Annotated in this window: 22 protein-coding genes; 6 read left to right on the top strand and 16 right to left on the bottom strand. The window is 34.3% G+C overall.

The window, feature by feature from the left end; translation table 11 throughout:
• Window positions 1-42 precede the first annotated feature (42 nt).
• Both BST92_RS13265 and BST92_RS15070 read left to right on the top strand, forming a co-directional pair.
• Complete coding sequence (locus BST92_RS13265) at window positions 43-3,759, top strand: metallophosphoesterase (protein WP_105071888.1); 3,717 nt, start codon at window positions 43-45, stop codon at window positions 3,757-3,759.
• A 64-nt stretch (window positions 3,760-3,823) separates the two neighbouring features.
• Entirely contained in the window at window positions 3,824-3,994 is a 171-nt protein-coding gene (locus BST92_RS15070) for a hypothetical protein (RefSeq protein WP_170061759.1), read from the top strand.
• Here the strand turns inward: BST92_RS15070 and BST92_RS13270 are convergent, their stop codons facing one another.
• From BST92_RS13270 to BST92_RS13310, 9 genes are all read right to left on the bottom strand, one after another.
• Window positions 3,995-4,864, bottom strand: a complete 870-nt coding sequence (locus BST92_RS13270) for a hypothetical protein (protein ID WP_105071889.1) — start codon at window positions 4,862-4,864, stop codon at window positions 3,995-3,997.
• Window positions 4,865-4,938: 74 nt separating this feature from the next.
• Window positions 4,939-5,430: a Dps family protein gene (locus BST92_RS13275; RefSeq protein ID WP_105071890.1), complete on the bottom strand. Its 492-nt coding sequence runs from the start codon at window positions 5,428-5,430 to the stop codon at window positions 4,939-4,941.
• A 257-nt stretch (window positions 5,431-5,687) separates the two neighbouring features.
• Complete coding sequence (locus BST92_RS13280; RefSeq protein ID WP_105071891.1) at window positions 5,688-6,551, bottom strand: DUF1853 family protein; 864 nt, start codon at window positions 6,549-6,551, stop codon at window positions 5,688-5,690.
• Window positions 6,548-7,171: a WbqC family protein gene (locus BST92_RS13285; protein ID WP_105071892.1), complete on the bottom strand. Its 624-nt coding sequence runs from the start codon at window positions 7,169-7,171 to the stop codon at window positions 6,548-6,550. Before BST92_RS13285 ends, BST92_RS13280 begins: the two co-directional genes overlap by 4 nt.
• Window positions 7,172-7,174: 3 nt before the next feature.
• The gene (gene lepB / locus BST92_RS13290) at window positions 7,175-8,755 is read right to left on the bottom strand and encodes a signal peptidase I (protein WP_105071893.1); all 1,581 of its coding nucleotides are present in this window, start codon (window positions 8,753-8,755) and stop codon (window positions 7,175-7,177) included.
• A 31-nt stretch (window positions 8,756-8,786) separates the two neighbouring features.
• On the bottom strand, window positions 8,787-9,491 hold the full coding sequence (dapB, locus tag BST92_RS13295) for a 4-hydroxy-tetrahydrodipicolinate reductase (protein ID WP_105071894.1): 705 nt from the start codon (window positions 9,489-9,491) through the stop codon (window positions 8,787-8,789).
• A gap of 1 nt (window position 9,492) precedes the next feature.
• Window positions 9,493-10,077, bottom strand: coding sequence for a DUF5683 domain-containing protein (locus BST92_RS13300; RefSeq protein WP_105071895.1), 585 nt, complete (start codon window positions 10,075-10,077; stop codon window positions 9,493-9,495).
• Complete coding sequence (locus BST92_RS13305; protein WP_105071896.1) at window positions 10,070-10,969, bottom strand: ParB/RepB/Spo0J family partition protein; 900 nt, start codon at window positions 10,967-10,969, stop codon at window positions 10,070-10,072. The genes BST92_RS13300 and BST92_RS13305 overlap by 8 nt, the downstream gene beginning before the upstream one ends.
• Window positions 10,953-11,741, bottom strand: coding sequence for a ParA family protein (locus BST92_RS13310; protein WP_105071897.1), 789 nt, complete (start codon window positions 11,739-11,741; stop codon window positions 10,953-10,955). Before BST92_RS13310 ends, BST92_RS13305 begins: the two co-directional genes overlap by 17 nt.
• A 258-nt stretch (window positions 11,742-11,999) precedes the next feature.
• On the opposite strand from BST92_RS13310, the gene BST92_RS13315 reads away from it, so the two are divergent.
• On the top strand, window positions 12,000-13,253 hold the full coding sequence (locus BST92_RS13315; protein WP_105071898.1) for a glycosyltransferase: 1,254 nt from the start codon (window positions 12,000-12,002) through the stop codon (window positions 13,251-13,253).
• Between the two features lie 24 nt (window positions 13,254-13,277).
• Here BST92_RS13315 and BST92_RS13320 read toward each other — a convergent pair whose 3' ends face one another.
• The 4 genes from BST92_RS13320 to fumC all read right to left on the bottom strand — a co-directional run bounded on the left by BST92_RS13320 (window position 13,278) and on the right by fumC (window position 16,280).
• Complete coding sequence (locus BST92_RS13320; RefSeq protein WP_105071899.1) at window positions 13,278-13,586, bottom strand: DUF6122 family protein; 309 nt, start codon at window positions 13,584-13,586, stop codon at window positions 13,278-13,280.
• Entirely contained in the window at window positions 13,586-14,191 is a 606-nt protein-coding gene (locus tag BST92_RS13325) for a MarC family protein (protein WP_105071900.1), read from the bottom strand. Before BST92_RS13325 ends, BST92_RS13320 begins: the two co-directional genes overlap by 1 nt.
• Before the next feature lies 1 nt (window position 14,192).
• Entirely contained in the window at window positions 14,193-14,699 is a 507-nt protein-coding gene (locus BST92_RS13330) for a DUF3124 domain-containing protein (protein ID WP_105072286.1), read from the bottom strand.
• A gap of 186 nt (window positions 14,700-14,885) precedes the next feature.
• Window positions 14,886-16,280 carry a class II fumarate hydratase gene (fumC, locus tag BST92_RS13335; protein ID WP_105071901.1) on the bottom strand — a complete coding sequence of 465 codons (1,395 nt, stop codon included), beginning with the start codon at window positions 16,278-16,280 and terminating at the stop codon, window positions 14,886-14,888.
• Window positions 16,281-16,480: 200 nt separating this feature from the next.
• Here fumC and BST92_RS13340 point away from each other — a divergent pair, with 200 nt between their 5' ends.
• Window positions 16,481-16,663, top strand: a complete 183-nt coding sequence (locus tag BST92_RS13340) for a hypothetical protein (protein WP_105071902.1) — start codon at window positions 16,481-16,483, stop codon at window positions 16,661-16,663.
• A 186-nt stretch (window positions 16,664-16,849) separates the two neighbouring features.
• Here BST92_RS13340 and BST92_RS13345 read toward each other — a convergent pair whose 3' ends face one another.
• From BST92_RS13345 to BST92_RS13360, 3 genes are all read right to left on the bottom strand, one after another.
• Window positions 16,850-19,741: a M16 family metallopeptidase gene (locus tag BST92_RS13345; RefSeq protein ID WP_105071903.1), complete on the bottom strand. Its 2,892-nt coding sequence runs from the start codon at window positions 19,739-19,741 to the stop codon at window positions 16,850-16,852.
• A gap of 171 nt (window positions 19,742-19,912) precedes the next feature.
• The gene (locus tag BST92_RS13350; protein ID WP_105071904.1) at window positions 19,913-20,236 is read right to left on the bottom strand and encodes a translation initiation factor; all 324 of its coding nucleotides are present in this window, start codon (window positions 20,234-20,236) and stop codon (window positions 19,913-19,915) included.
• Window positions 20,237-20,481: 245 nt separating this feature from the next.
• Window positions 20,482-21,432 (bottom strand): isopenicillin N synthase family dioxygenase, encoded by a 951-nt coding sequence (locus BST92_RS13360; protein WP_105071906.1) that lies wholly within the window; start codon window positions 21,430-21,432, stop codon window positions 20,482-20,484.
• 107 nt (window positions 21,433-21,539) lie between these two features.
• Here BST92_RS13360 and BST92_RS13365 point away from each other — a divergent pair, with 107 nt between their 5' ends.
• Complete coding sequence (locus BST92_RS13365) at window positions 21,540-23,540, top strand: alpha-ketoacid dehydrogenase subunit alpha/beta (protein ID WP_105071907.1); 2,001 nt, start codon at window positions 21,540-21,542, stop codon at window positions 23,538-23,540.
• 60 nt (window positions 23,541-23,600) lie between these two features.
• The gene (locus BST92_RS13370; protein ID WP_105071908.1) at window positions 23,601-23,831 is read left to right on the top strand and encodes a hypothetical protein; all 231 of its coding nucleotides are present in this window, start codon (window positions 23,601-23,603) and stop codon (window positions 23,829-23,831) included.
• Window positions 23,832-23,834 lie beyond the last annotated feature (3 nt).

Raw genomic sequence — 23,834 nt, forward strand, 5'->3', positions numbered from 1 at the left:
GTCTCAATGATACCTCAAAATGAAATAAAAACCTCTTAATTTATGATTAAAAATACTACTCTTTTTTTTGTTGCCGTTTTCATCCTAGTAGGATGTGCCTCTTACAAGGAGCAATATAGGGAAGAATCACAGAACGCATTTCCTGATAATGCACAGATTGTAAAGTCATTTTACCTGATAGGTGATGCAGGAAAATCGCCTATGAACGGTAAAAGTGAAGGTTTAATTGCCCTAGAGCAACATATTGAAAATCAAGACACCAAAAATGCTCACCTAATCTTTCTAGGAGATAATATTTATCCTGTGGGAATGCCAGATAAGGATGATTCATTTAGACCGCTAGCAGAGAATCATTTAAATGCTCAAATAGCCGTTGCGCAAGCATTTGACGGTAAAACTATTTTTATACCTGGTAATCACGACTGGTACGATCAAGGACTTAAAAATGTAAAAAGAGAAAAAGAGTATATAGAAAAAGCATTAGATGATAAGAATATATGGGAACCTAAAGTGGGCTGTCCTCTAGAAAGTATAGAATTATCAGAAGAAATACAGCTTATAATCTTAGATAGTCAGTGGTACCTTGCGCAATGGGATAAACACCCTACTATTAATGACGATTGTGATCAAATAAAAACAAGAGAACAGTTGTTCTTAGAAATAGAAGGTGAGTTTAAAAAAAATCAAGATAAGGTCATTCTTGTAGCCATGCATCATCCTTTATTTACTAATGGTGTGCACGGTGGCCAGTATGCCGCAACTAAACATTTATTTCCTACTCAAAGAGATATACCTTTACCTATAATCGCTTCTTTAGTAAATCAAGTACGTACTAGTGGTGGTATTAGTTCTCAAGACAAACAAAATGAACGTTATCAAGAAATGGTAAATCGAGTATCTACACTAGCTAGATCATCTCAAGCATCTCGTATTATTTTTGCCAGTGGTCATGAACACACCTTACAGTATATAGAGAATGATGGAATACGTCAGATCGTCTCTGGTAGCGGTTCAAAACAAAGCTATGCGACCTTAAGTTATGACGGACTCTTTGCTTATGGTGGTAAAGGATTTGCTCGATTTGATGTACTTGAAGATGGTAGTGGATGGGTAAGATATTACACCTTACGTGATGGTATAACAGAATTGATTTACACCGTTCAGGCAATTGAAAAGCCTAAAGAGTTTGATATGAATCAATTGCCTAGTAGTTATCCCGCTTTCGCGAAAGCGAGTATCTATGAAAAAGAGCGCACAGACGTGTCTGGTTTTTATGAATCTGTATGGGGTAATAAATATCGTGACCTATATGGAATTGAGGTTAATGCTAAAGTAGCTTTGTTAGATACCCTTTATGGCGGTCTTGAAGTTGTAAGAGCTGGTGGTGGACACCAGACAAGAGCATTAAGATTGAAGGATAGGAATGGTAAAGAATATAATATAAGAGCACTAAAGAAAAGTGCTGTACAGTTCTTGCAAACCACTGTTTTTAAAGAAAACCAAGTTGTTGAAGGTTTTGAAAATACAACTACCGAAGATTTATTATTTGACTTCTACACAGCAGCGCATCCATATGCGGCTTTAACTATTCCAGATCTAGCAGACGCTGTAGGTGTGTATCATACTAATCCAGAAATCTTTTATCTACCTAAACAACAAGCTTTAGGTAAGTATAATAATGATTATGGTGACGAATTATACTTACTAGTAGAACGTCCAGAAGAGAATCATAAAGAGCTTCTTAGTTTCGGTAAACCAGATGATATTGAAAGTACTGCAGATGTATTTGAACGTTTACGCCGTGATGAAAAATATAAGATTGATGAGCCTCATTATGTGAAAGCTAGAATATTTGATATGCTTATAGGTGACTGGGATAGACACCAGGATCAATGGCGCTGGTCTGAATTTGAATTAGAGGATGGAACGCATCTCTTCCGTGCAATACCGCGTGATAGAGATCAAGTGTATTCAAATTTTGATGGAGCATTATTTGCGACTTTGCGCACGATGATAGGAATAACTAATCAATTTGCTACCTATGAAGAAAAACTTACAGATGTTAAATGGTTTAATACAGCTGCAAACTATTTAGATAGAGCACTGGCTCAAAATAGTGATCGGTTTGTATGGGAATCTCAGGCAAAATATATCCAAGAAAATTTAACTGATGAGCAAATAGAAAATGCTTTTAAAAATTTACCGTCAGAGATATATCCACATGAATCAACACAAATCATTGTTAAGAATATGAAAAAGCGTCGTGATAATTTGCTAGAAACGGTAAATGATTATTATGACTATCTCGCTAGTCTAGCTATCATGACCGGTACTGATAAAGATGATATTATCGAGATCAACCGTATAGAGGATGGCAAGACTGAAGTCACCATATACCGTAATAAAGATGGAGAGAAAGCTGATGTTGTTGCTCAACGAGTTTTTGATATCAAGGATACTAATGAAATATGGATATATGCACTAGATGATGATGATATCATAAAAGCTATGGGGAATGGGAAGAAGAAAATAAAGGTGCGCGTTATAGGTGGTCAAAACAATGATATTTATGACATTGAAGAAGGTAAAGCGATATCAATTTATGATCATAAATCAAAAGACAATACGTTTAAGGCAAAGAATGGTGCACGTGTGCGACTTTCAGATAATTATGATACTAATTTATATAATCCGCGTAAGAATATTTTAACCAGTAATGCGCTAACACCAGCAATAGGTTTTAATCCAGATGATGGGTTTAAATTAGGACTTCAAAATGTATATACGGTTAATGGATTTAATCGTAATCCACATACAAGAGTTCATAAAATAACTGCTGGATATTATTTTGCTACAAATGGTTATGATATTAATTATACTGGAGAATTTGCCGGTGTATTTAATGGAGTTAATTTAATAGTAAACGGTCGCTTTGCAGGACCAACCTTTACTGAGAACTTTTTTGGGGTAGGGAACGATTCTGAAAATTTACAGGAAGATTTTGATTTTGATTATAATCGTGTTCGTATCAGTGAGACAACACTGGGTCTAGGGATTAAATATAATGGTGAATATGGATCAAACCTTACTATTTTGTCTAATGTACAAGGTATAGAGGTAGAAGAAGGTAATGAACGCTTTATTACAGATTTAATTGATCCAGAAACTAATCCAGATTTTTATGAACGCAAATGGTATGTTGATACTAGAGCGACTTATAATTATGAGAGTTATGATAATAAATTAAATCCTACTAGAGGAATGATTTTTGAAACCACAATAGGTGGCACTATTGCTACTGAAAATGTAGATCAAAGTCTTTTGTACTTTAGACCAAAATTAGGTTTCTATAACGCTATTTCTAGAGATCGTAAATGGGTGATCAAATCTACGATCTTAGGTCAAATTAATGTAGGTAACAATTATCAATTTTTTCAATTTGCAGAACTAGGTCAGAATAATGGTCTTAGAGGATATCGTACACAGCGTTTCTCTGGTCAGCGATCATTTGCTGCAAGTGGTGATTTAAGATATAGCTTTAATGAGTTTAAAACAGGACTTATACCATTACAAATGGGATTATTTGCTGGAGCAGATGTTGGTCGCGTATGGGTAGATGGAGAATTCAATGATAAATGGCATAATGATTTTGGTGGTGGATTTTGGGTTAATTCTGCTGAAGCGATAGGAGCTAACTTCAATTTCTTCCATGGTGATGATGGATTAAGATTTAGTTTTCAAGTAGGCTTTAGTTTTTAATACACAAAGTTATTTTATATTTCAAAGGCTCGCAGTTTATGCGAGCCTTTTGTATTTTTAACGCATGAAGGATAAGAAAAGTGGCGTCATGCTTATTGCACTAGGTAGTGCTATTGTTTTTGTAGGTATTGTGCTTTATTTAATGGAAATAATTGGGGCTACAGGTATGATATTACTAGGTATTGCTGTAGAGCTTGCTGGAGCATATATTTTTTGGAAATATAGAAAGCTTTAGTTATAACTTAAGTTCATAAAGATTTCCTCCTGTTTTTTTAGATTGTTCATCACTTATCCATAAGATATCATCTGCTTTAAAAATGATAGACTCTTTTTGAGAATAGTGATCAAGATCTTGCCTGCTTATTTCATAATGTATAAATTCAGAATCCCAGTTAGAAAGAATAAAAACTTTATCACTGGTTAATAATGCAATATCTCCACGTGAGTTAACGTCTGCACTAGTAATTAAGCAATCTTTAGAATCATTACATATTTCAATATCTGTAAGATACTCTGCCACGCTTGAAGAGCCATCAGCTTTCAAACGATACATCTGTGTTTTCCCGTTAAAATCGCTACTTCTATTTTTACTAAAAAAGTAGAAATAACTATCTACTCTTACAAATGCCTCACAGTCAAATATTCTATCTTTCTTTTTAGGAGGAAAATCTTCTTGGTTTGAATATTTTAGTGGAAAAACATTAACTGACTCAATAATTTCATCTTGTCTAGCGATGGTAGTGATATCAAGTTCATAAATAACCAGATCTTTACGTTTGTTACTGTTATTTCCAATATCTCCAATATATAAATATGTTTTACCAGTTATCTCATCATAATAGCTGCTCAGATCTTCCCAGTCATGATTTTTTAAAATTGGTGATGTCCATTCATAATAACCTAATTCTAAGTCATAGATGTATAGTATAGGCTCATTACCAGAATCGTTGACCGCAAATAATAAATCAGTTCCTGCTATGGATTCCATACCGCTTACTTCTTTTAAATCATCAGGTAAATGTTTGATATATGTAAGTTTTCCGTAATCCTGACAACTTGCAAACTGAAATAAAAGTATTAGTAATAAAGGATATAAAATTCTCATTGTTAAAAGGTATAAAAAAACACCGTCTAAGCAATACAATAACTTAGACGGTGCTGTATGGGGTTTGAAATAAATTAAACAGATTGATGATTGTCGCTGGTATTCATTCTCCACGCGTCTAACATCCAACTTGTTTTTTCTAATTCTCTTATGTAGGCACCTATTAAGTCTATCGTACCTTCATCTCCAGCTTTGTCTGCACGTTCTACAACTTTACGCATTTGTTGAATTAAGGTACCGTGATCTTCTAACAAGGTATTAACCATTTCAACATCTGTATGCTCAGACTTTGATTCCTTCAAATTTGATTTTTTTAGGTAATCTGATAAGTTAGAAGTAGGTTGGTAGCGCAATGTTAATATACGCTCTGCAATTTCATCTACTTTTAATTTTGCATCATCATACATCTCTTCAAACTTGATGTGTAGATCAAAAAAGTTTTTACCTACTATATTCCAATGAAAGTTTCTCAACTTTTGATAATAAACGTGGTAATCTGACAATAGAACATTTAATTCTTGAACTGTTTTTTCAGTTTTATCTTTATCTAAATTTAGGTAATTCATTATTTTGTTTTTTGCTGGTTTTTCTCCGTTAATGTTTCAGACTTTAAGTCAAAATCCTTATTCTTGTTTACTTTTCCTAGACCACCTAAAGGTCGATCTTGAGTTTTTCTTTCAAATTTTTCTGCATGGCTTATATATTATATTGTTATAAAGGTAACAATGATATAGTGCTGGCATTAAGAATAAAAGGTTAAAACATGTTTACATTATCTTAAATAGAGGTGTTTTATTTATCTATTTATAGAATTTATTATGAATTATGCAATAACAAAAAATGATTCAAATTGCCCATTTTCTAATTGCATCCATATCATCGGAGCAAAGTTTCTAGCAATACTTTCTTTTACGATTTTTACGGTTTGGGTATAGTTATATGAAATCGGTAGCGCTTGACAATTTCCAATCCATTGATGTTTTTCTGGTATGAAATAGATGTTGTCGGTATACGCTTTCGCGAAAGCGTCATAATTCAAATAGTAACCAGCTATACAGCGTTTATTGATGTACTTAAATTCGTGCTGCCATAGTTCACGTGGTATGTAGATATGAGCCAAAAAACAAACACGTTGTTCAATATTATCTAAGTCAAAATTATATGAGGATAAGGTCTTGACAGCAGCTGGGGAATGGAGTAGTGGTAGCTGATGGCTTACTAAGCGATCAAACTTAAAGACAAAATTATCTCGCTTATTAGGACCGACAAGTTTAGATAGCTCGAGGCTTTTTGCTGGATTTAAAACATTTGATTTTTCATTAATTTGTGGATTGTAACAGTAAAATTTATAAACTAATTCAACGTGTAAAATTTTACCTGTTTTAATCTCTTTAATAATATAATCAATTTCGCCTTTAGTAATTCTAGCTACATTGATCTGTATATTAGAGGCAATTAAATCATAATTAGAACTTTGCTCAATACAATACTGATAGTAATATTCTGCACGTTTCCCTAGCACAATATTTTCTGGAATTACTGGGAATTCTGAAAATAAATTTTGATTGCTTAAATGAGATAGATTTAAATCGCTTAAAGGGAATTGTTTAATACCTGCAAGAGATCCGTTCCATAAGCTGGGTGTTTTTATAAAAGACGTTAGCTTGAAAAAATCATCTTCAATCACTTAGTGTTTTTTATAAGATAATATTGTGATTTTAAATATACTCCTGCGCTTGGGCCTACATTAAATATCAAATCTAAAGCGCTAAGAGCATTTAAAAATCCGTGTTTTTCTTGAAATACTTGAATATATGGATCTGTGTTAAGAATAGGTATTTGTTTTGCTGTGACCAGATCTCGCGCTTTATCATTATCTAAATACTGATCAGTAGTTTGTATAGCTTTTTTAATATTTAATAGATCTAACGCCCAATGTAAGGTTTTGATATTCCAATCAATTAACAATTTAGGAATGTCTCTATACAATTCATGTAAATCAGTTTCATAATATTCATAAAAAGGACTACTGTTGTAAGCGCTTTTTATGCTTTTTAAGTGTTGTGTAGCCCAATCATCTGTCCGGTTAATCTCAATGCTATTATAAGGTACTGAGCCTCCTGTTTTTTGATGAACGATAGGTATGTTTAACGCTAGTTTGCCATTTGCAGCTGCAATATAACAGCGGTTGCGATAGGTTTGCTTTACGTAATTATCATGGATTTCAAGTGTCACATGATTACTATGGTATAGATGTACTAGACTTACTACATCAATAAAATAGGTAGGATGTAGTATTAAATCCATAGTTTATTGGTCACGTTTCTTTTTGATAAACTTTTTATAACCAAAATAACCCAAAAGCACTACGATTAACACCCATAAATAAGAGGTTGGTTGTCCTGATCCATTTACGGTCGTAAACATGCGATCAAATCTTAGCGAGGGAAAACTACCGCTCCAGTCCATACTCATCCACACGAAGACAGGTTTACCCACGACATGATTTTCTGGTACAAAACCCCATCCACGACTATCATAACTATTGTGGCGATTATCTCCCATTAACCAATAGTAATTTTGTTTAAAGGTATATGAATTTAATGGTCGACCATTCATTAAAACAGATTTACCATTAACGGTTATAGCGTTTAAGATGTTCATCTCGCTACCTTCATAAACTTCAATAATCCGTTTGTAATAGCCTATGTTATTGTAATTAATCTCTACGGTAGCGCCTTTTTCAGGTATTAAAACAGGTCCAAAATTGTCATTATTATTTGCGATTTTAGAATCATAAGGGAAAATAGTAGGATCCCAACTACCTTTTTTATCGATTCTTTTATTAAGATCCAGGATGTTAGGATTTGCTTGAAGTGCAGCAGCTGCTTCAACTGTTGCAGCACTTACTGCTAGAGTAGGAGCGTTATCGTTCTCTGTGTCGTAATAATGTCCAACTGCATCTGTAATATCATATTCTTCCTTGAGCATCGCAGGATCTATAGGTTGTGGTGTTGTTACCGACTTATAGGTATGCTGTAGCCTTGCTCTTTCAGGTAAAACAGTAGGTTGTCCATCTATATGAACTTTACCATCTACTATAGAGAACAAGTCTCCAGCTATTGCGACACATCGTTTAACATAGTTAGATTTTTTATCTATAGGTTTATCATGATGTAAATTGTCTATAGAAGGAAAACCGTATAACGTGTCTGCTGGCCAGTTAAACACTACAATGTCATTACGTTTGATTTTTGAAAATCCAGGAATACGTGTATATGGTATTTGTGGAGTTTCTAAATAACTTTTTACATGTAAAACAGGAATCGTGTCATGAACCATAGGTAATGCCACAGGCGTCATAGGTATACGAGGTCCGTAATGCATCTTGCTAACAAATAAGAAATCACCAGTTAACAAGGTTTTTTCTAAAGAAGGTGAAGGAATAATAAATGGCTGCATCACATAAGTATGCACTATAGTAGCTGCAATTACCGCAAACAATATAGAACTAGTCCACTCACCGGCACTGGTGCGTGGTTGTAAACTACGGTTCTCAATGTAATTTAACGGCTGCGTGTAATTAATATAGTAAAGATATAAGCCTAAAGTAATAATTACTAATACTGTATCTTTTGTCTTATTGTACCCAAAGGATCGTAGTGCTTCCACCCAAACTACGATAAACATAATCAAGTTTACTACAGGTAAAAACAATAAAAAAACATACCACCAAGGTCTATTCAAAATTTTCATAAAGATGATAGCATTGTAAACAGGCACAAATGCTTCCCATGCTTTTCTGCCAGCGGGAACATACATTTTCCAAGTACCTAATGCATGTACTACTTGAAGTACCAAGAAAAAAATTAACCAACCTGTCCAACTCATCTTTTTACACTTTAATAATTAATGGTAGTTACTATGATAGATTTAAAACATCTTTCATTGTAAATATTCCTTTATGTTTAGTAATCCACTCTGCGGCGATAACAGCGCCTATCGCAAATCCATCACGACTGTGAGCGGTATGTTTAATTTCTATATCATCAATCACACTACTATAATGTACACTATGAGTACCTTTTACATCTTTAACACGCTGCGCATCAATAGGTAAAGAATTACTTTCATTATCTGTACCTAAGTGCCATTTATTCAGGTCAGTATATTCAGCTATTCCTTGTGCAAGAGTTACAGCGGTACCGCTAGGAGCATCTTTTTTTTCTGTATGATGTATTTCTTCCATACTCACTCTATACTCTTGGTATGGAGCCATCATTGCGGCGAGTTTACGGTTAAGCTCAAAGAATATATTTACACCTAAACTAAAATTAGAAGCGTGTACTAAAGTTCCTTTTTTAGAATCAATATAATCTGTTACTTCTTGTAATTCTTCATTCCAGCCAGTGGTTCCACAAACGATTGGTAGTCCCATATCTGCACAAAATTTGATATTGCTTACCGCACTATCAGGTGCTGTAAACTCTATAACCACATCAGCTTTTTGAATATCTTCAATAGAATCATTTCTACCTATACGAGTGACCACATCATGACCACGTTGTATTGCAACACGTTCAATTGTTTGTCCCATTTTACCATAACCTAGTAAAGCTATTTTCATATCAAAAGTTATAAATAAGTGATAATCCTACATTTGCACCAGACGGTACATGTTCTATATTCATAATAGTAGGTGTGAGGCTTAAATTGCGGTCTACATTAAAATCATCTAGATGACCGTCAACATTTGCATCAATAATTTGTAGAATATAAATACCAGCCGTTATCAGTAGTGTTAATTCTTTATTGCGTTGTGCAGTGCGCTGTGCACGTTCTAATCCTGCATCTGATATTATAGGATTTCCGTCTGCATCAGAGAAAGCATCATTAGTACCGCCAGCTAGTCTTATCCTGAAAGCCTCTCTCAAATCTTGATATTGATTTTCATTATAAAGATAGACCGCGACACTGGTCCCTAAAGCGCCATATACAAGAGGTACTTTCCAGTAACGTCCATTATACGCTTGTCCTAAACCTGGTAAAATGGCACTATAAAATGCCGCTCTTGCCGGTCTGTTTGCATCTATTGACGTGTTAACAGAGTCTGCTGCTATAAGGTTAAACTCGCCTGCAGGTCTTGTAGCGTCTTGAGCATCAGATGTAAATGCAACAAATATTAGAAATATGTATAATAAATAATTACGCATTCAATTGTTTGATAATACGTTCCAGTTCCTTTTGCGACTTAAAAGCTATGGTTAGTTTACCTTTTCCTTTTGCGTCTACTGTGGCATTTACTTTGGTGTCTAGTACCTGAGACAATTTTTCAGTAGCATCAGCTAATTCAGTAGGTAATTTAGTTGTTTTAGCCTGCTTTCGCGGAAGCGTATTACCACTTTTCTCTGCTTTAACAATAGCTTCTGTTTCTCTTACAGAAAGTCCATTTGCTAGGATTTGTTGATAGATATCTAGTTGTTTATCTAAATTATCTACAGCAATAAGTGCACGTCCATGGCCCATAGAAATAAATCCATCGCGCATACCTGTTTGAATAATCGGGTCCAGTTTCAATAACCTTAAATAGTTAGTAATCGCACTACGGCTTTTACCTACACGATCACTCATCTGTTCTTGAGTTAAATCGATTTCTTCAATTAATCGTTGATAAGATAGTGCAATTTCAATAGGGTCTAAATCTTGACGCTGAATATTTTCTACTAGCGCCATTTCTAATGATTCTTGATCATTTGCTATGCGCACATATGCTGGTATGGTCTCTAGTCCTAATAACTTAGAAGCACGACAGCGACGCTCACCACTTACTAACTCATATTTATTGAAACCCATTTTACGCACGGTAATGGGCTGTATAACACCTAGCTCTTTTATAGAAGAGGCTAACTCGCGCAGGTTTTCTTCATTAAAACTGGTACGTGGTTGAAAAGGATTCATCTCAATATCTGCAAGATTGAGATCTACCACATTACCCACAATTTTATCTGCGTTTTTATCGTTTGCGTTTGTAATATCATTAGATGGATCTTTCAATAATGCAGAAAGACCGCGACCTAGGGCTTGTTTCTTAGTTGCTTTGGCCATAATTAGTTAGAGGCATTTTTTGAATCAACTCGTTTGCTAGACTTAGGTAATTTTCAGAACCTTTACTTGCAGCATCATAGTTTATAATACTTTCACCATAAGATGGTGCTTCACTTAAACGCACATTGCGCTGTATAATTGTGTTAAACGTTAACGCTTTAAAGTGCTTATTTACTTCTTCTACAACTTGATTAGAAAGCCTTAAACGACTGTCATACATAGTAAGTAATAAACCTTCAATATCTAACTGATCGTTGTGTATTTTTTGAATACTCTTTATTGTGTTTAATAGCTTCCCTAATCCTTCAAGTGCAAAATACTCACATTGTATAGGTATGAGAACAGAATCACTTGCCGTTAATGCATTAAGAGTAAGAAGTCCTAGTGATGGCGCACAGTCAATTATAATATAATCATAAACTTCCTTAAGAGGCACTACAGCCTCGCGCATCATGTACTCACGTTCATCTTTATCTACCAGCTCAATCTCAATAGCGACTAGGTCTATATGAGCAGGTATTATATCTAGATTAGGTGACTCAGTCTTTATGACTAATTCTAGCGCTGGAACAGTATGTTCTAGTAATTGATAAGTACCATTTTCTACAGTTTCAACATCGATACCTAAACCCGATGTAGCATTTGCTTGCGGATCTGCATCTATAAGAAGTACTTTTTTCTCTAGTACACCTAACGATGCCGCTAGATTTACCGCCGTAGTTGTTTTACCTACACCACCTTTTTGGTTAGCAATTGCTATTATTTTACCCATTTAAAACGAATCAATTTAAGCTGCTAAGGTAAAAATTTACTGCTTAAAATATGTGCTTTGCACCATACTTTATTAACGATATGCTTATAGCACATTTCATTAAGTTGATCATGAGAATAGTAGTGATCAAAAAATGTGATCCTGACCGCTATAATTACTTCAGTAATAAGAAATGTTGAACGTTTGTAGTATAAAATAATAATTGCGTCTTATTGATATATTAAATTATTCAACAAGTGGTTTTCTTACCTTTGAGACGTGAAAAAGAAACTCTTAATCATAGGTCATACCTGGCCAGAACCTCAAAGCACAGCTGCCGGCACACGCATGTTGCAATTAATTGAGCTATTTAAAGATGCTGGTTTTACAGTAACATTTGCCAGTGCAGCATCACGCAGTGATTACAGCTTTCAACTGGCCAGTGTTGAAGTTGAAGAAAAGGCTATTTTATTAAACGATCATAGTTTTAATGAGTGGGCTCAAAAGGAACAATTTAATGCCGTGATGTATGATCGTTTTATGATAGAAGAGCAGTTTGGGTGGCGCTTCCGCGAAAGCTGCCCTAATAGCATCAATATTCTTGATACCGAAGATCTTCATTTTTTAAGAGCTGCACGAGAAGTGGCATTTAAGAACAATGAAGAAGTTAGTGCTAAGCATTTGCATAGTACTCAAGCCATGCGTGAAATCGCAAGTATTTATCGATGTGATGTTACTTTAATCATTTCAGAATATGAGATAGAGTTGCTTCAAAGTCAATTTCAAATACCGAGAGAGTTATTACATTATTTACCATTCTTAGTTGGTTCAGAAGCACTAAAAAAACTAAGATCAGGCAACTTGAAAAGCTTTCAAGAGCGCAGTCATTTTTCTACTATTGGTAATTTTATTCATAAGCCTAATTATGATGCCGTTTTATATTTAAAAACAGAAATCTGGCCATTAATTAGAAAACAACTTCCTCAAGCGCAAATGCATGTTTACGGATCTTATGAAAGTCCTAAAGTTTCTCAATTACATAACGAGAAACAAGGTTTTCTTATAAAGGGTAGAGCAGTAGATGCAAATGAAGTCATCGAAAATAGTAAGGTATTACTAGCTCCTATAAGATATGGCGCTGGTTTAAAGGGTAAACTGTTTACAGCTATGGAAACGGGAACTCCATTTGTGGGAACTTCTGTGGCTACCGAGGGAATCTTTTCAAAAGTAGAACCAAGAGAAAAAGTGAAATCAAATTCTTTTGATCATCCAGCAGATTTTGCCCAACAAGCAGTGCAATTGTATATTAATGAGAATCTATGGAATCAACAACAAGAACTTGGTTTTCAATCACTCCACAGTAGGTTTGACCAGAAACTATTTTATGATGATTTCATTTCTATAATTAATGATGTGATGATAAATCTAGAACATCATCGTTTACATAATTTTATGGGTCAATTACTGCAACAACAGGCTTTTAATAGTACCAAATACTTCAGTCAATGGATTGAGGAGAAGAATAGGAGATAATATAGTGTTATTGCAATAATCAATTTACATCATCAAACAATCCACATAGTCAGTCAACATGTGGAATAAAAAACCAATTCCTAAAATACGAATTGGTTTTTTAAAGAATAACATCATCACATAAACCATTATCGCATAATAGGTATGTAATGGATGAAAGTTTATACTGCAGCGATTAGCTTGAAAAATAGGAGAGGCGAGTAGGTGGTCTAAATCTACTAGCATCGTCAACAGAAATAGTACATACGCTGTTTTCCAACTCTTATTAAAGATTAATAAAGCAATCCCTAATGGTGCTACAAAATGTAAAAAGTAATGTATAAATGTTTGCATTACTTAAAATAGTCTGCAATACCAGACAGTATGCTTTGTACTGCATAAGCAGCTAGTATTAATCCCATGACTTTACTGATTACGGTAATACCATAACTACCTATTGCTTTTTGAATATTATTTGCAAGTAATAAAGTAACACATGTTATACCTATTACTAAAAGTACCAACAAAGTTGTAAACGCTTGTTGCTCTATAGAGTAAATATGATTATCAGTAAGTAGAACAACTGCTAGAATCGCACCTGGTGAGGCAATTGATGGAATGGCTACCGGGAAAATAGTGACATGTTTATAGTCTGAGATATTACTTTTTTCATCTTCAGGTTTTCCACCACCAAATATCATCGTAAGAGCAAACAGAAATAAGATAACGCCACCAGAGATTTGAAAAGCATCTAGCGTTATTTCCATTCCTTCTAGAATGATTTGACCTATAACAATGAAAAATAGCAATATTAAAAATGCTACAACAGACGCTCTTATGGCAACTTTACGTTTATGAAGTTTATCAAATTCTTTAGTAGCCTCTAGATATACAGGTACAGTACCTATAGGGTCTATTACTGCAAATAAGAAAAATATAGCGGTTAAAATTTCGGCCATGTTATTTAATTCTTTTGGATTGAGTTGTAAAGGATAAACCTTGTTGTCCTAGAATAGAAGTCATAACAGCTTCAAAAATAGGTTCAGGAGAGTTGTGAGGCTTTCGCCATTCAAATATGAAATTAGAACCAGTACCACCAGATATGTCTTTTTCATCTATGATAATTTCAGTAGTTTCTAATGGAGCTAAATAAATAGGATAATCAAAATAGGTTCTTACAGATTTACCATGTGTATCATAATACTCTGCCTTCAATAAGTAAATAGTATCCATATCACTAGTATTTCTCAAACTAACCATTCCAGTCAGGTTTTGAGTTCGACTTTCTGATATACTATATATTTGAGAGTAAATAGATAGATATGATTTTCCGTATTCCAAAGAATCCTGTGATGCGATAGTAATGCTTCTTTTCTTCCAGTTTTCTGGATTAATGGAGCTCATTTCTACTTTCTCTTCACAACTATAAAGTAGAATCACAAATACAATGGCAAAATATCTCTTCATCATTTCATTTACTGGTTGATACTAATATAACAATTTGTTTATCAGTGTTTATAATGGTTTCATTAATGTTGAACAAAGTACCCGTTTTTAATTGACAAATCTTTTAAGGAAAAGCTAAGAATATCATCATAAAATAACAAAGGCCACTGTGTAATGTGGCCTTTTAAAATTTTAATAAATAGAATTCTATTGATGTCCGACCATATCTTCTGGTTTAACCCAAGCATCAAATTCTTCTGAAGTTACGTAGCCTAGTGCAAGAGCAGCTTCTTTTAAAGTAGAGCCTTCTTCATGAGCTTTATTAGCAATTTCTGCAGCTTTGTAATATCCAATTTTAGTATTAAGAGCAGTGACAAGCATTAAAGAATTATCAAGTAAAGACTTTATTTTTAGATAGTTAGGTTCTATACCTACGGCGCAGTTCTCTTCAAAACTTCTACAAGAATCTCCTATCAATTGAGCACTTTCTAGAACTGCAGCAGCCATCACAGGTTTAAAAACATTGAGTTCAAAATGACCTTGCATTCCACCTACAGTAACCGTGGTGTCGTTACCCATTACACGAGCACACACCATAGTAATAGCCTCTGCTTGAGTAGGATTTACTTTTCCTGGCATGATAGAACTACCAGGTTCATTTGCTGGAATAATTAATTCACCTATTCCAGATCGTGGACCACTGGCCAGCATTCTTATATCATGTGCTATTTTATTTAAAGAAACAGCGATTTGTTTTAATGCTCCATGAGTTTCTACCAGTGCATCATGTGCAGCAAGCGCCTCAAACTTATTACCAGCAGTTACAAATGGTAAACCTGTAAATTGAGCAATATATTCTGCAACCTTAACATCATAACCAGCAGGTGTATTCAATCCAGTACCTACTGCCGTACCACCTAACGCCAGCTCGCTTAAGTGTGCAAGTGTATTTTTTAAAGCTTTAAGTCCGTGATCTAATTGAGAAACATAACCAGAAAACTCTTGACCTATTGTAAGAGGAGTAGCATCCATTAAATGGGTGCGACCTATTTTTACCACATCTTTGAAAGCCTCAGCTTTTGCTTGAAGAGTATTTCTTAATTGTTCTACACCAGGTATGGTGTTTTCTACAATTTTTTGATAGCAAGCAATGTGCATTCCTGTAGGGAAGGTATCATTTGATGACTGAGATTTATTGACATCATCATTAGGTTGTATTGTTTTTTCACCTTCACCTATAGTTTTACCAGCTAGTTGATGAGCACGGTTTGCAATCACCTCGTTCACATTCATATTAGACTGTGTACCAGAACCTGTTTGCCATATAACCAATGGGAATTGATCATCATGTTTTCCATCTAGAATTTCATCACAAACTTGTGCAATAAGATCTCTTTTTTCTTCTGCGAGAACACCTAGTTCACAATTAGTGTAAGCAGCTGCTTTCTTTAAATAAGCAAAACCATAAACGATTTCTAGAGGCATGCTTCCTGCGGCGCCTATTTTAAAATTATTACGCGAGCGTTGTGTTTGTGCACCCCATAATTTATCTGCTGGAACTTCAACTTGTCCCATAGTATCTTTTTCTATACGATATGCCATGATTTCAGATTTTCGGCAAATATAACTTCTGCTCTTCTTTTAACCATTGACTTTTAGAAGGCTTTAAGTGACTTTTTTTCAACGCTTTCGCGAAAGCGTGGTAACATCAACACTTTACTAACAATTATGTGTTAATAAATCCTTGATATGGTTTCTTTTTTTTGCGGAAAGCTTTTATCTTTGCAGCAAATACAATGACAATGTTCGAATTTGATCAATACTTAGGATTTTTAGCATTTTTAGCAATATTGACCATCGGTTTCTGGTTAATGATTTTCTTAACGGCATTTGTAATTCCATATTGGATCACAGGATCTTTAATGGAAAAAATGAAAATGAAAAGAGAAGCAAAGAAAAACGCTCAAGAGGCAGGTAACGCATAATTACCTGATTATGATATAGTAAAAACCGTTCAGATTTATACTGAACGGTTTTTTTGTGCCTTAAAATTGATCTATGTTATAGATACATTGCTAGATTTGATAAGCTCAATAATTTATTATTTTAAAAAAAAGTGTTGCCTTATGGCAACACTTTTAATAACAGCTCTAAGATGAGTTATATATAGTCTAGTCTTCTGGTAGAAGCACTGCTAGTAGATAATTCTCGTCAATATACTTCTTAGCTGCGGCTTGAACATCAGCCTTGGTTAATTTTGCAACACTAGTTTCAAAGTCTAAAATTTTATGAGCATCTCTTTGTTCATAATCAGCTCTGTATAAGGTATTTAACCAGTATCTGTTGCTTTCTAGATTCTCTTTATGTTCTAATAGATATGCCTCTTTAACCTTATTCATGTCTTTATCAGTTGGGCCATTTTTCTTAATCAATTCTAATTCATTAAGGGCAGCGGTCACTAGTTTGTCTACATTATCTGGTCCGCATGGGAAGGAAATACTAAAATTATAACGTGGATAGGTAATTTTACTTAAAGAGCCTCTAGCGCCACCACCATAAATACCACCTTCTTGTTCACGTAAAGTTTCGATGATTTTTATAGTTGCGATTTCACCTAGAGCATCTAGAGCCATATCCTCTTTTGAACTATATGTAGATGTTTCACCAGTCCATACTATTTGAACAGTACTTTTTTCTTCAAGACCTTTTTTAACAATTTTCTTACGAGGTTTTGTAGTGTCTTCTCTCCATTCATTTAATTTATACATTTCTTTTTTACCGGTAGACGGTAAACTAGCGATGTATTTTTTTGCAAGTTCTTGTATTTGAGCATCATTTACATTACCTACTAAGTAGAAATTAAAATCACCTGCATCAGAAAAACGTTGTGTAAACAATTCATAAGCTTTATCATAATCTGCTGCGTCCATCATTTCTGGAGTAGGGAAGCCGGTATATCTAGGACTAGAACCAAATCTAAACTTGTTTACTTCATTACTGAAATAGCTTTCAGGTCTTGATAGGTAGCTGCCTAAAAATGATTTTTGTTTATCTATAAATGATTGGTAAGCTTCATTATCTTTATTAATATCAGTAAAGTAAAGATGAATCAATTGGAACATAGTTTCTAGATCGTCTGGTGTCGAACTACCGTTAAAATTCTCACTGATCGATCCTACACGTGGACTTACTCTTACTAATTTACCAGTCATATATTTACTCATATCTGTCTGACTCATTCCTGCCACGCCGCCTTCAGTAACGCCTCCTAAAGCTTGACTTACTGCTTTGTAATCTTCATCTGAAAATAAGCTTGTACCACCATATGAAAAAGCACTCATAAGTACTTCATCGTTTTTAAAATCTGTTTTTTTAGTGGTGATCTTTGCACCGTTACTTAATGTATAAGTGGTGGTTCCTAATTGATCATTTTTGTCAGTTTTTGTAATAGCTCCAGGTGTCGGTAAATCTTCAATTAGGTTTTCTCTTACCTCTGTGTCTTGATAAGCTTCTACTTTTGAGTTTGCTACCTCTTCAATTATTTTAAGGATTTGTTTTTCAGAAGGTTTCTCTTCAGTTTCAGGTCCAGTAAGTACTATGGTACGATTATCTTCATGAATATATTCATTTATTTTAGCATTGATTTCTTCTAGTGTTATTGTAGGTATCAATTTCATGGCTAATTCATAACTATATTCAATACTAGGTACCATATCACCTTCTAAAAACATATTGACATAAGAACCTATGATACGATTACTTTCTCTCTTATCTCGGTCTTTATAAAAACTTTCGTATTGTGATTCAAACGAGGTTTTTGCTCTATCAAATTCACCATCTTGGAAACCGTATAATTTAACTCTTTGATTTTCTTCTAGTAATGTTCTTAGCGCTTTTAATTGACCATCAGGAGCAGTACCAGCAAAAGAAGAATAAGCATTTTTACCTCTTATGCCTGTACCGCCATAACTAGATGATCCAAAGATAAATGGTGGATTAGGCTTTGTCGTTAATTCTCTTAATCGAGTGTTCATCATTTGAGAAAATAAACCGTGAACTAATTGCTCTCTAACATCACCTACAGTAGTTGCAGGTTTTGCTTTTTCAGAATCTTTGTATTGAATTCTTACTTGGGCAAAACTAGCCTCAGGATCTTGTGCTACAGCTATAAGAGTTTCTTGATGATTAGGTAATCCAAACTCTTCACGTTTTCTAGGGTTTGTTGCTGCAGGAATATCGCCAAAATGTTCTTTAATTTTAGCCTCAAGTGTTGCAACGTCTAAATCACCAACAGCTATTACAGCCATTAAGTCTGGTCTGTACCAATCTTTTTGGAAACGTCTAATAGCGTCAGGATCAAAATTTGCAATGATTTCATCTTTTCCTATAGGTAAACGTTCTGCATATTTTGAATTTGCAAAAATTACCGGAAATGTCACTTTATTCATTCTGTCATTTGCACCTTTACCAGTACGGGACTCTTCAAGAATGACACCACGTTCATCATTAATAGCATCAGTTTCTAATAATGCACCACCAGCCCAATCAGAGAGAATTGTAAAGCCATTGTCTAATTTTTCTGGATCATCACTAGGGATAGGTAAGATGTAAACGGTTTCATCAAAACTGGTGTATGCATTTAAATCTGCACCAAATTTCACACCTATTCCTTGAAGATAATCTACTAGCTCATTTTTCTGGAAGTTAGTTGTTCCATTAAAATTCATATGCTCCATCATATGAGCAAGACCTTGTTGATCATCATCTTCAAGAATAGATCCTGCATTTATAGCTAATCTTAGTTCTACTTTATCATCAGGTTTGCCATTATTTTGAATATAATAAGTAAGTCCATTAGATAATTTTCCTGTTTTTACTGTTGGGTCTAACGGTATTTTTGCTTCTAGATCTATACCGTTAACTACTTTTTTACTTGAAGTGTTAGTGGTTGTAGGTGTGGTTGTAGTTGTAGTTGTTTTTTGTGTAGTAGTCGATTTAGGACCTCCACAGGCAACAACTAGTAAGCCTGCTATACCTAGCAGGCTTAAATAATGTTTTTTCATAATGATTGTTTTAGTAGGTTGATGGTTTGGTTATAATTTGTAACAGCTTTAATTTAAGCACTTAAGATAAACAACGTATATTTTGTAGGAATAGTATTTAATAAATTATTCACATAAAAAAAACGCTTCTAAATGAATAGAAGCGTTCATAAAAGCTATTAATGTACTGGTCTATCCACCAACACGTTTTACTTTAAAACCTTTTTCTTTTAAAAAATCCATGATACGATCACGATAATCACCCTGAATAATTATTTCATCATTTTTAAAACTACCACCTACACCTAGCATTGTTTTTATCTCTTTAGCAAGAATTTTAAAATCTGCAGTAGCACCAGTATAACCAGCAATTACAGTATTTACTTTTCCCTTACGCTTTTCAAACTTGCATTGTAAAGGTTCATCCTGTAGCCAAACATTGCTTTTCTCAGGTTTTTCCTCTTCTTTAAAGTCGTGTTCTGGGAATAAATTTTTTAATTGATCGCTTAAGTCCAAAATTTTATTTTTTATCTAATGATTTAAACAATTTACTTCTTTGTATGAAAAACATCACTAATGCACCAACAAGTGTTCCTATTAAAAGCAAAATGCATTTTTTAAAAGAAAACAATTGTACTAATGTAAGTGAATCATCTTCAAATACGTAATTAGAAACTAGTTGGGTTGCAATAAGAATAAATCCAATGAAAATAAAGTTTCCTAAAAACGTTTTAAACATCAATATTCGACTTAAAAGTTAATTACTTTTTGATTAATCCTATTTCAACTAGACGTTGATGCAAAAATTCTCCAGCAGTAATATTATCATATTGTTTAGGATTATTTTCATCTATACACTCATCTAGACAGTTTAACTTCATATCACTACGTGGATGTAAGAAGAAAGGTATAGAATAGCGACTTGTATGCCATAATTCTCTAGGTGGATTAACCACTCTATGAATTGTTGAACGTAATTTATTGTTAGTATGGCGTTGAAGCATATCACCTACATTAATCACTAATTCATCTTCTTGAGCGATAGCATCTAACCATTCTCCATCACGACGTTGTACTTGCAAACCTGGAGCACTTGCACCCATTAATAAGGTAATTAAGTTGATATCTCCATGAGCACCTGCGCGCACTGCGTTATCTGGCTCACTAGTAATAGGAGGATAATGTATAGGCCTTAAAATAGAATTACCATTACTGGCCCAATGATCAAAGTAGTGCTCATCAATACCTATATGTAATGCCAGAGCTCTCAAGACATATATTCCTGTTTTTTCTAACATGCGATAAGCTTCCATACCCGTTTTATTAAAATCAGGTAATTCCTTTACAATTACATTTTCAGGATAATCTTCCTCAATATTAGCATCAGGAGCGACTTCTTGTCCAAAATGCCAGAATTCTTTTAAGTCACCTTCTTTTTTACCTTTAGCATGTTCTTTACCAAAAGATACATAACCACGTTGTCCACCTATTTCTTCACGTTCATAACCTTTTTTAGTTTCAGTAGGTAATTGAAAGAACTTTTCAACCTCACCATAAAGGTTGTCAACAAGTTCATCAGATAAGAAATGATTTTTTAAAGCAACAAAACCTATTTCTTCATATGCATTACCTATTTCATTTATAAATTTTTGTTTTCTACTAGGGTCATCACTTAAGAAGTCTGCTAGATCAACGCTTGGTATATTAGTCATAATTAAAAATTGTGTTGATAACAAAGTTAGTAAATGCCTAACACATTTTAATAGCTTTTCTAGGTATAATCGTTGATTATGCTACTTTTGGGATACAGCAATTTATCATGACAGAAACGAGTTCACAAAAACTAACAGATTTATATAAGAGTAATCTTCCTGCAGACACGCTAGTTAATCTTTATAAAAAAATGCTTTTACCTAGGTTAATTGAGGAGAAAATGCTCATTTTATTACGTCAGGGACGTATTTCAAAATGGTTCTCTGGTATTGGTCAGGAAGCTATCGCAATAGGAGTAACTACAGCGATGCAAAGTGATGAATATATTTTACCCATGCACCGTAATCTAGGCGTATTCACTTCTAGAAATATTCCATTATGGAAGCTATTTGCTCAGTGGCAAGGTAAAGAAGATGGTTTTACAAAAGGACGCGATCGCAGTTTTCACTTCGGTACACAAGATTATAATATTATAGGAATGATTTCTCATCTAGGACCACAATTAGGTGTCGCAGATGGTATAGCTCTTGCTCAAAAATTAAATAATACAGGTCTAGCAACCGCTGTTTTTACAGGTGAAGGTGGTACTAGCGAAGGAGATTTTCATGAAGCATTAAATGTTGCAAGTGTATGGAGTTTACCGGTACTTTTTTGTATTGAAAATAATGGTTATGGTTTAAGCACACCAACTAGCGAACAATATAATTGTGAAAATCTCGCAGATCGTGCGCTGGGTTATGGTATGGAGTCACATATTATAGACGGTAACAATGTTGTAGAGGTTTACACAAAAATTTCTGCTATACTTAATGAAATTCGTGAGAACCCAAAACCAGTGCTAATCGAGTTCAAAACCTTTAGAAGAAGAGGTCATGAAGAGGCTAGTGGAACAAAATATGTGCCTGATGAATTATTGGATTATTGGGAACAGCGAGATCCTTTAAATCGATTTGAGCAATATTTGTTAAATAAGAATATCATATCTAACGATCAAATTGATGTGTTGACCACACAATATAAAGAAGATATCAATGAAGGTTTGGATATCGCTTTCGCGAAAGCGTTACCTCAATCTACACCACAACAAGAACTAGCAGATGTGTTTGCTCCGCATCAGTTTATGGAAGTAAAACCCATTGAAGAAAAGAGTAATATAAGATTAGTCGACGCGGTAAAAGATGGTCTAGACGAAGCAATGAGTCGTTTTGAGAACTTAGTAATTATGGGACAAGACGTGGCAGAGTACGGCGGCGTATTTAAAATTACAGACGGTTTTGTGGATAAGTATGGACGTGATCGAGTGCGCAATACACCTATTTGTGAAAGTGCTATAGTGGAAGCAGGAATGGGCTTAAGTATCGCCGGAATGAAAGCCGTTGTAGAGATGCAATTTGCAGATTTTGTCAGTAGCGGATTTAATCCCATCGTCAATTACCTAGCAAAATCATATTATAGATGGAATCAAACAGCAGATATAGTGGTGAGAATGCCATGCGGCGCTGGTGTAGGTGCTGGTCCTTTCCATTCTCAAACAAATGAATCTTGGTTTTATACTATTCCTGGTCTTAAAATTGTTTATCCTGCATTTCCTACAGATGCAAAGGGATTATTAATAGCCTCTATTGAAGATCCTAATCCGGTCTTATTTTTTGAACATAAAGCATTATATCGCAGCGTTTATGGCGATGTGCCGCAAGGCTATTACAACTTACCAATAGGGAAAGCAGCTACAATAAAGCAAGGAAATGAGCTATCCATCATTACATATGGTGCTGGTGTTCACTGGGCTATGAACTTAATCGATGAAATGCAGTACGATATAGATTTGATAGATTTACGCACATTAGCCCCATTAGATAAAGAAGCCATAGTGGAATCTGTACGTAAAACAGGTAAGGTAATTGTACTAACTGAAGATAACCTAACCGGAAGCGTAGCAAGCGATATTGCTGGATTTATAGGTGAAGAGTGTTTTGAATTTCTAGACGCTCCTGTAAAAAGAGTAGGTAGCCTAGATACACCTATACCTTTTGAAAAAGGATTGGAAAATAACTACTTACCAACAACTCATCTTAAACATTGTGTAAAAGAATTGTTAGATTATTAAGAATTTATTTGTAGGAATTAATAAATTTGATTTCCCCTGAATAACTACATAAAAGTAAAAATGAAATTATTAGGTATTCTTAATGAATTACACAACTTTAGATATGCGTTGTGGATTCTGACTATTTTATTCACGTTTCTAGTGGCTTTTGGTCCTAGTGATGGTTCTTTAGGCTTAACAGGTAAAATTCTATTATGTCTGTTTGCTTCTCTATTAGGATTGTATTTATTATTAAAATACAATTATAAACGTGTTAAGAGAAAAGAAGCAAATAAATCTGATTCTAAATAGTTA

The sequence above is a fragment of the Nonlabens arenilitoris genome (assembly GCF_002954765.1).
GTDB lineage: Bacteria > Bacteroidota > Bacteroidia > Flavobacteriales > Flavobacteriaceae > Nonlabens > Nonlabens arenilitoris.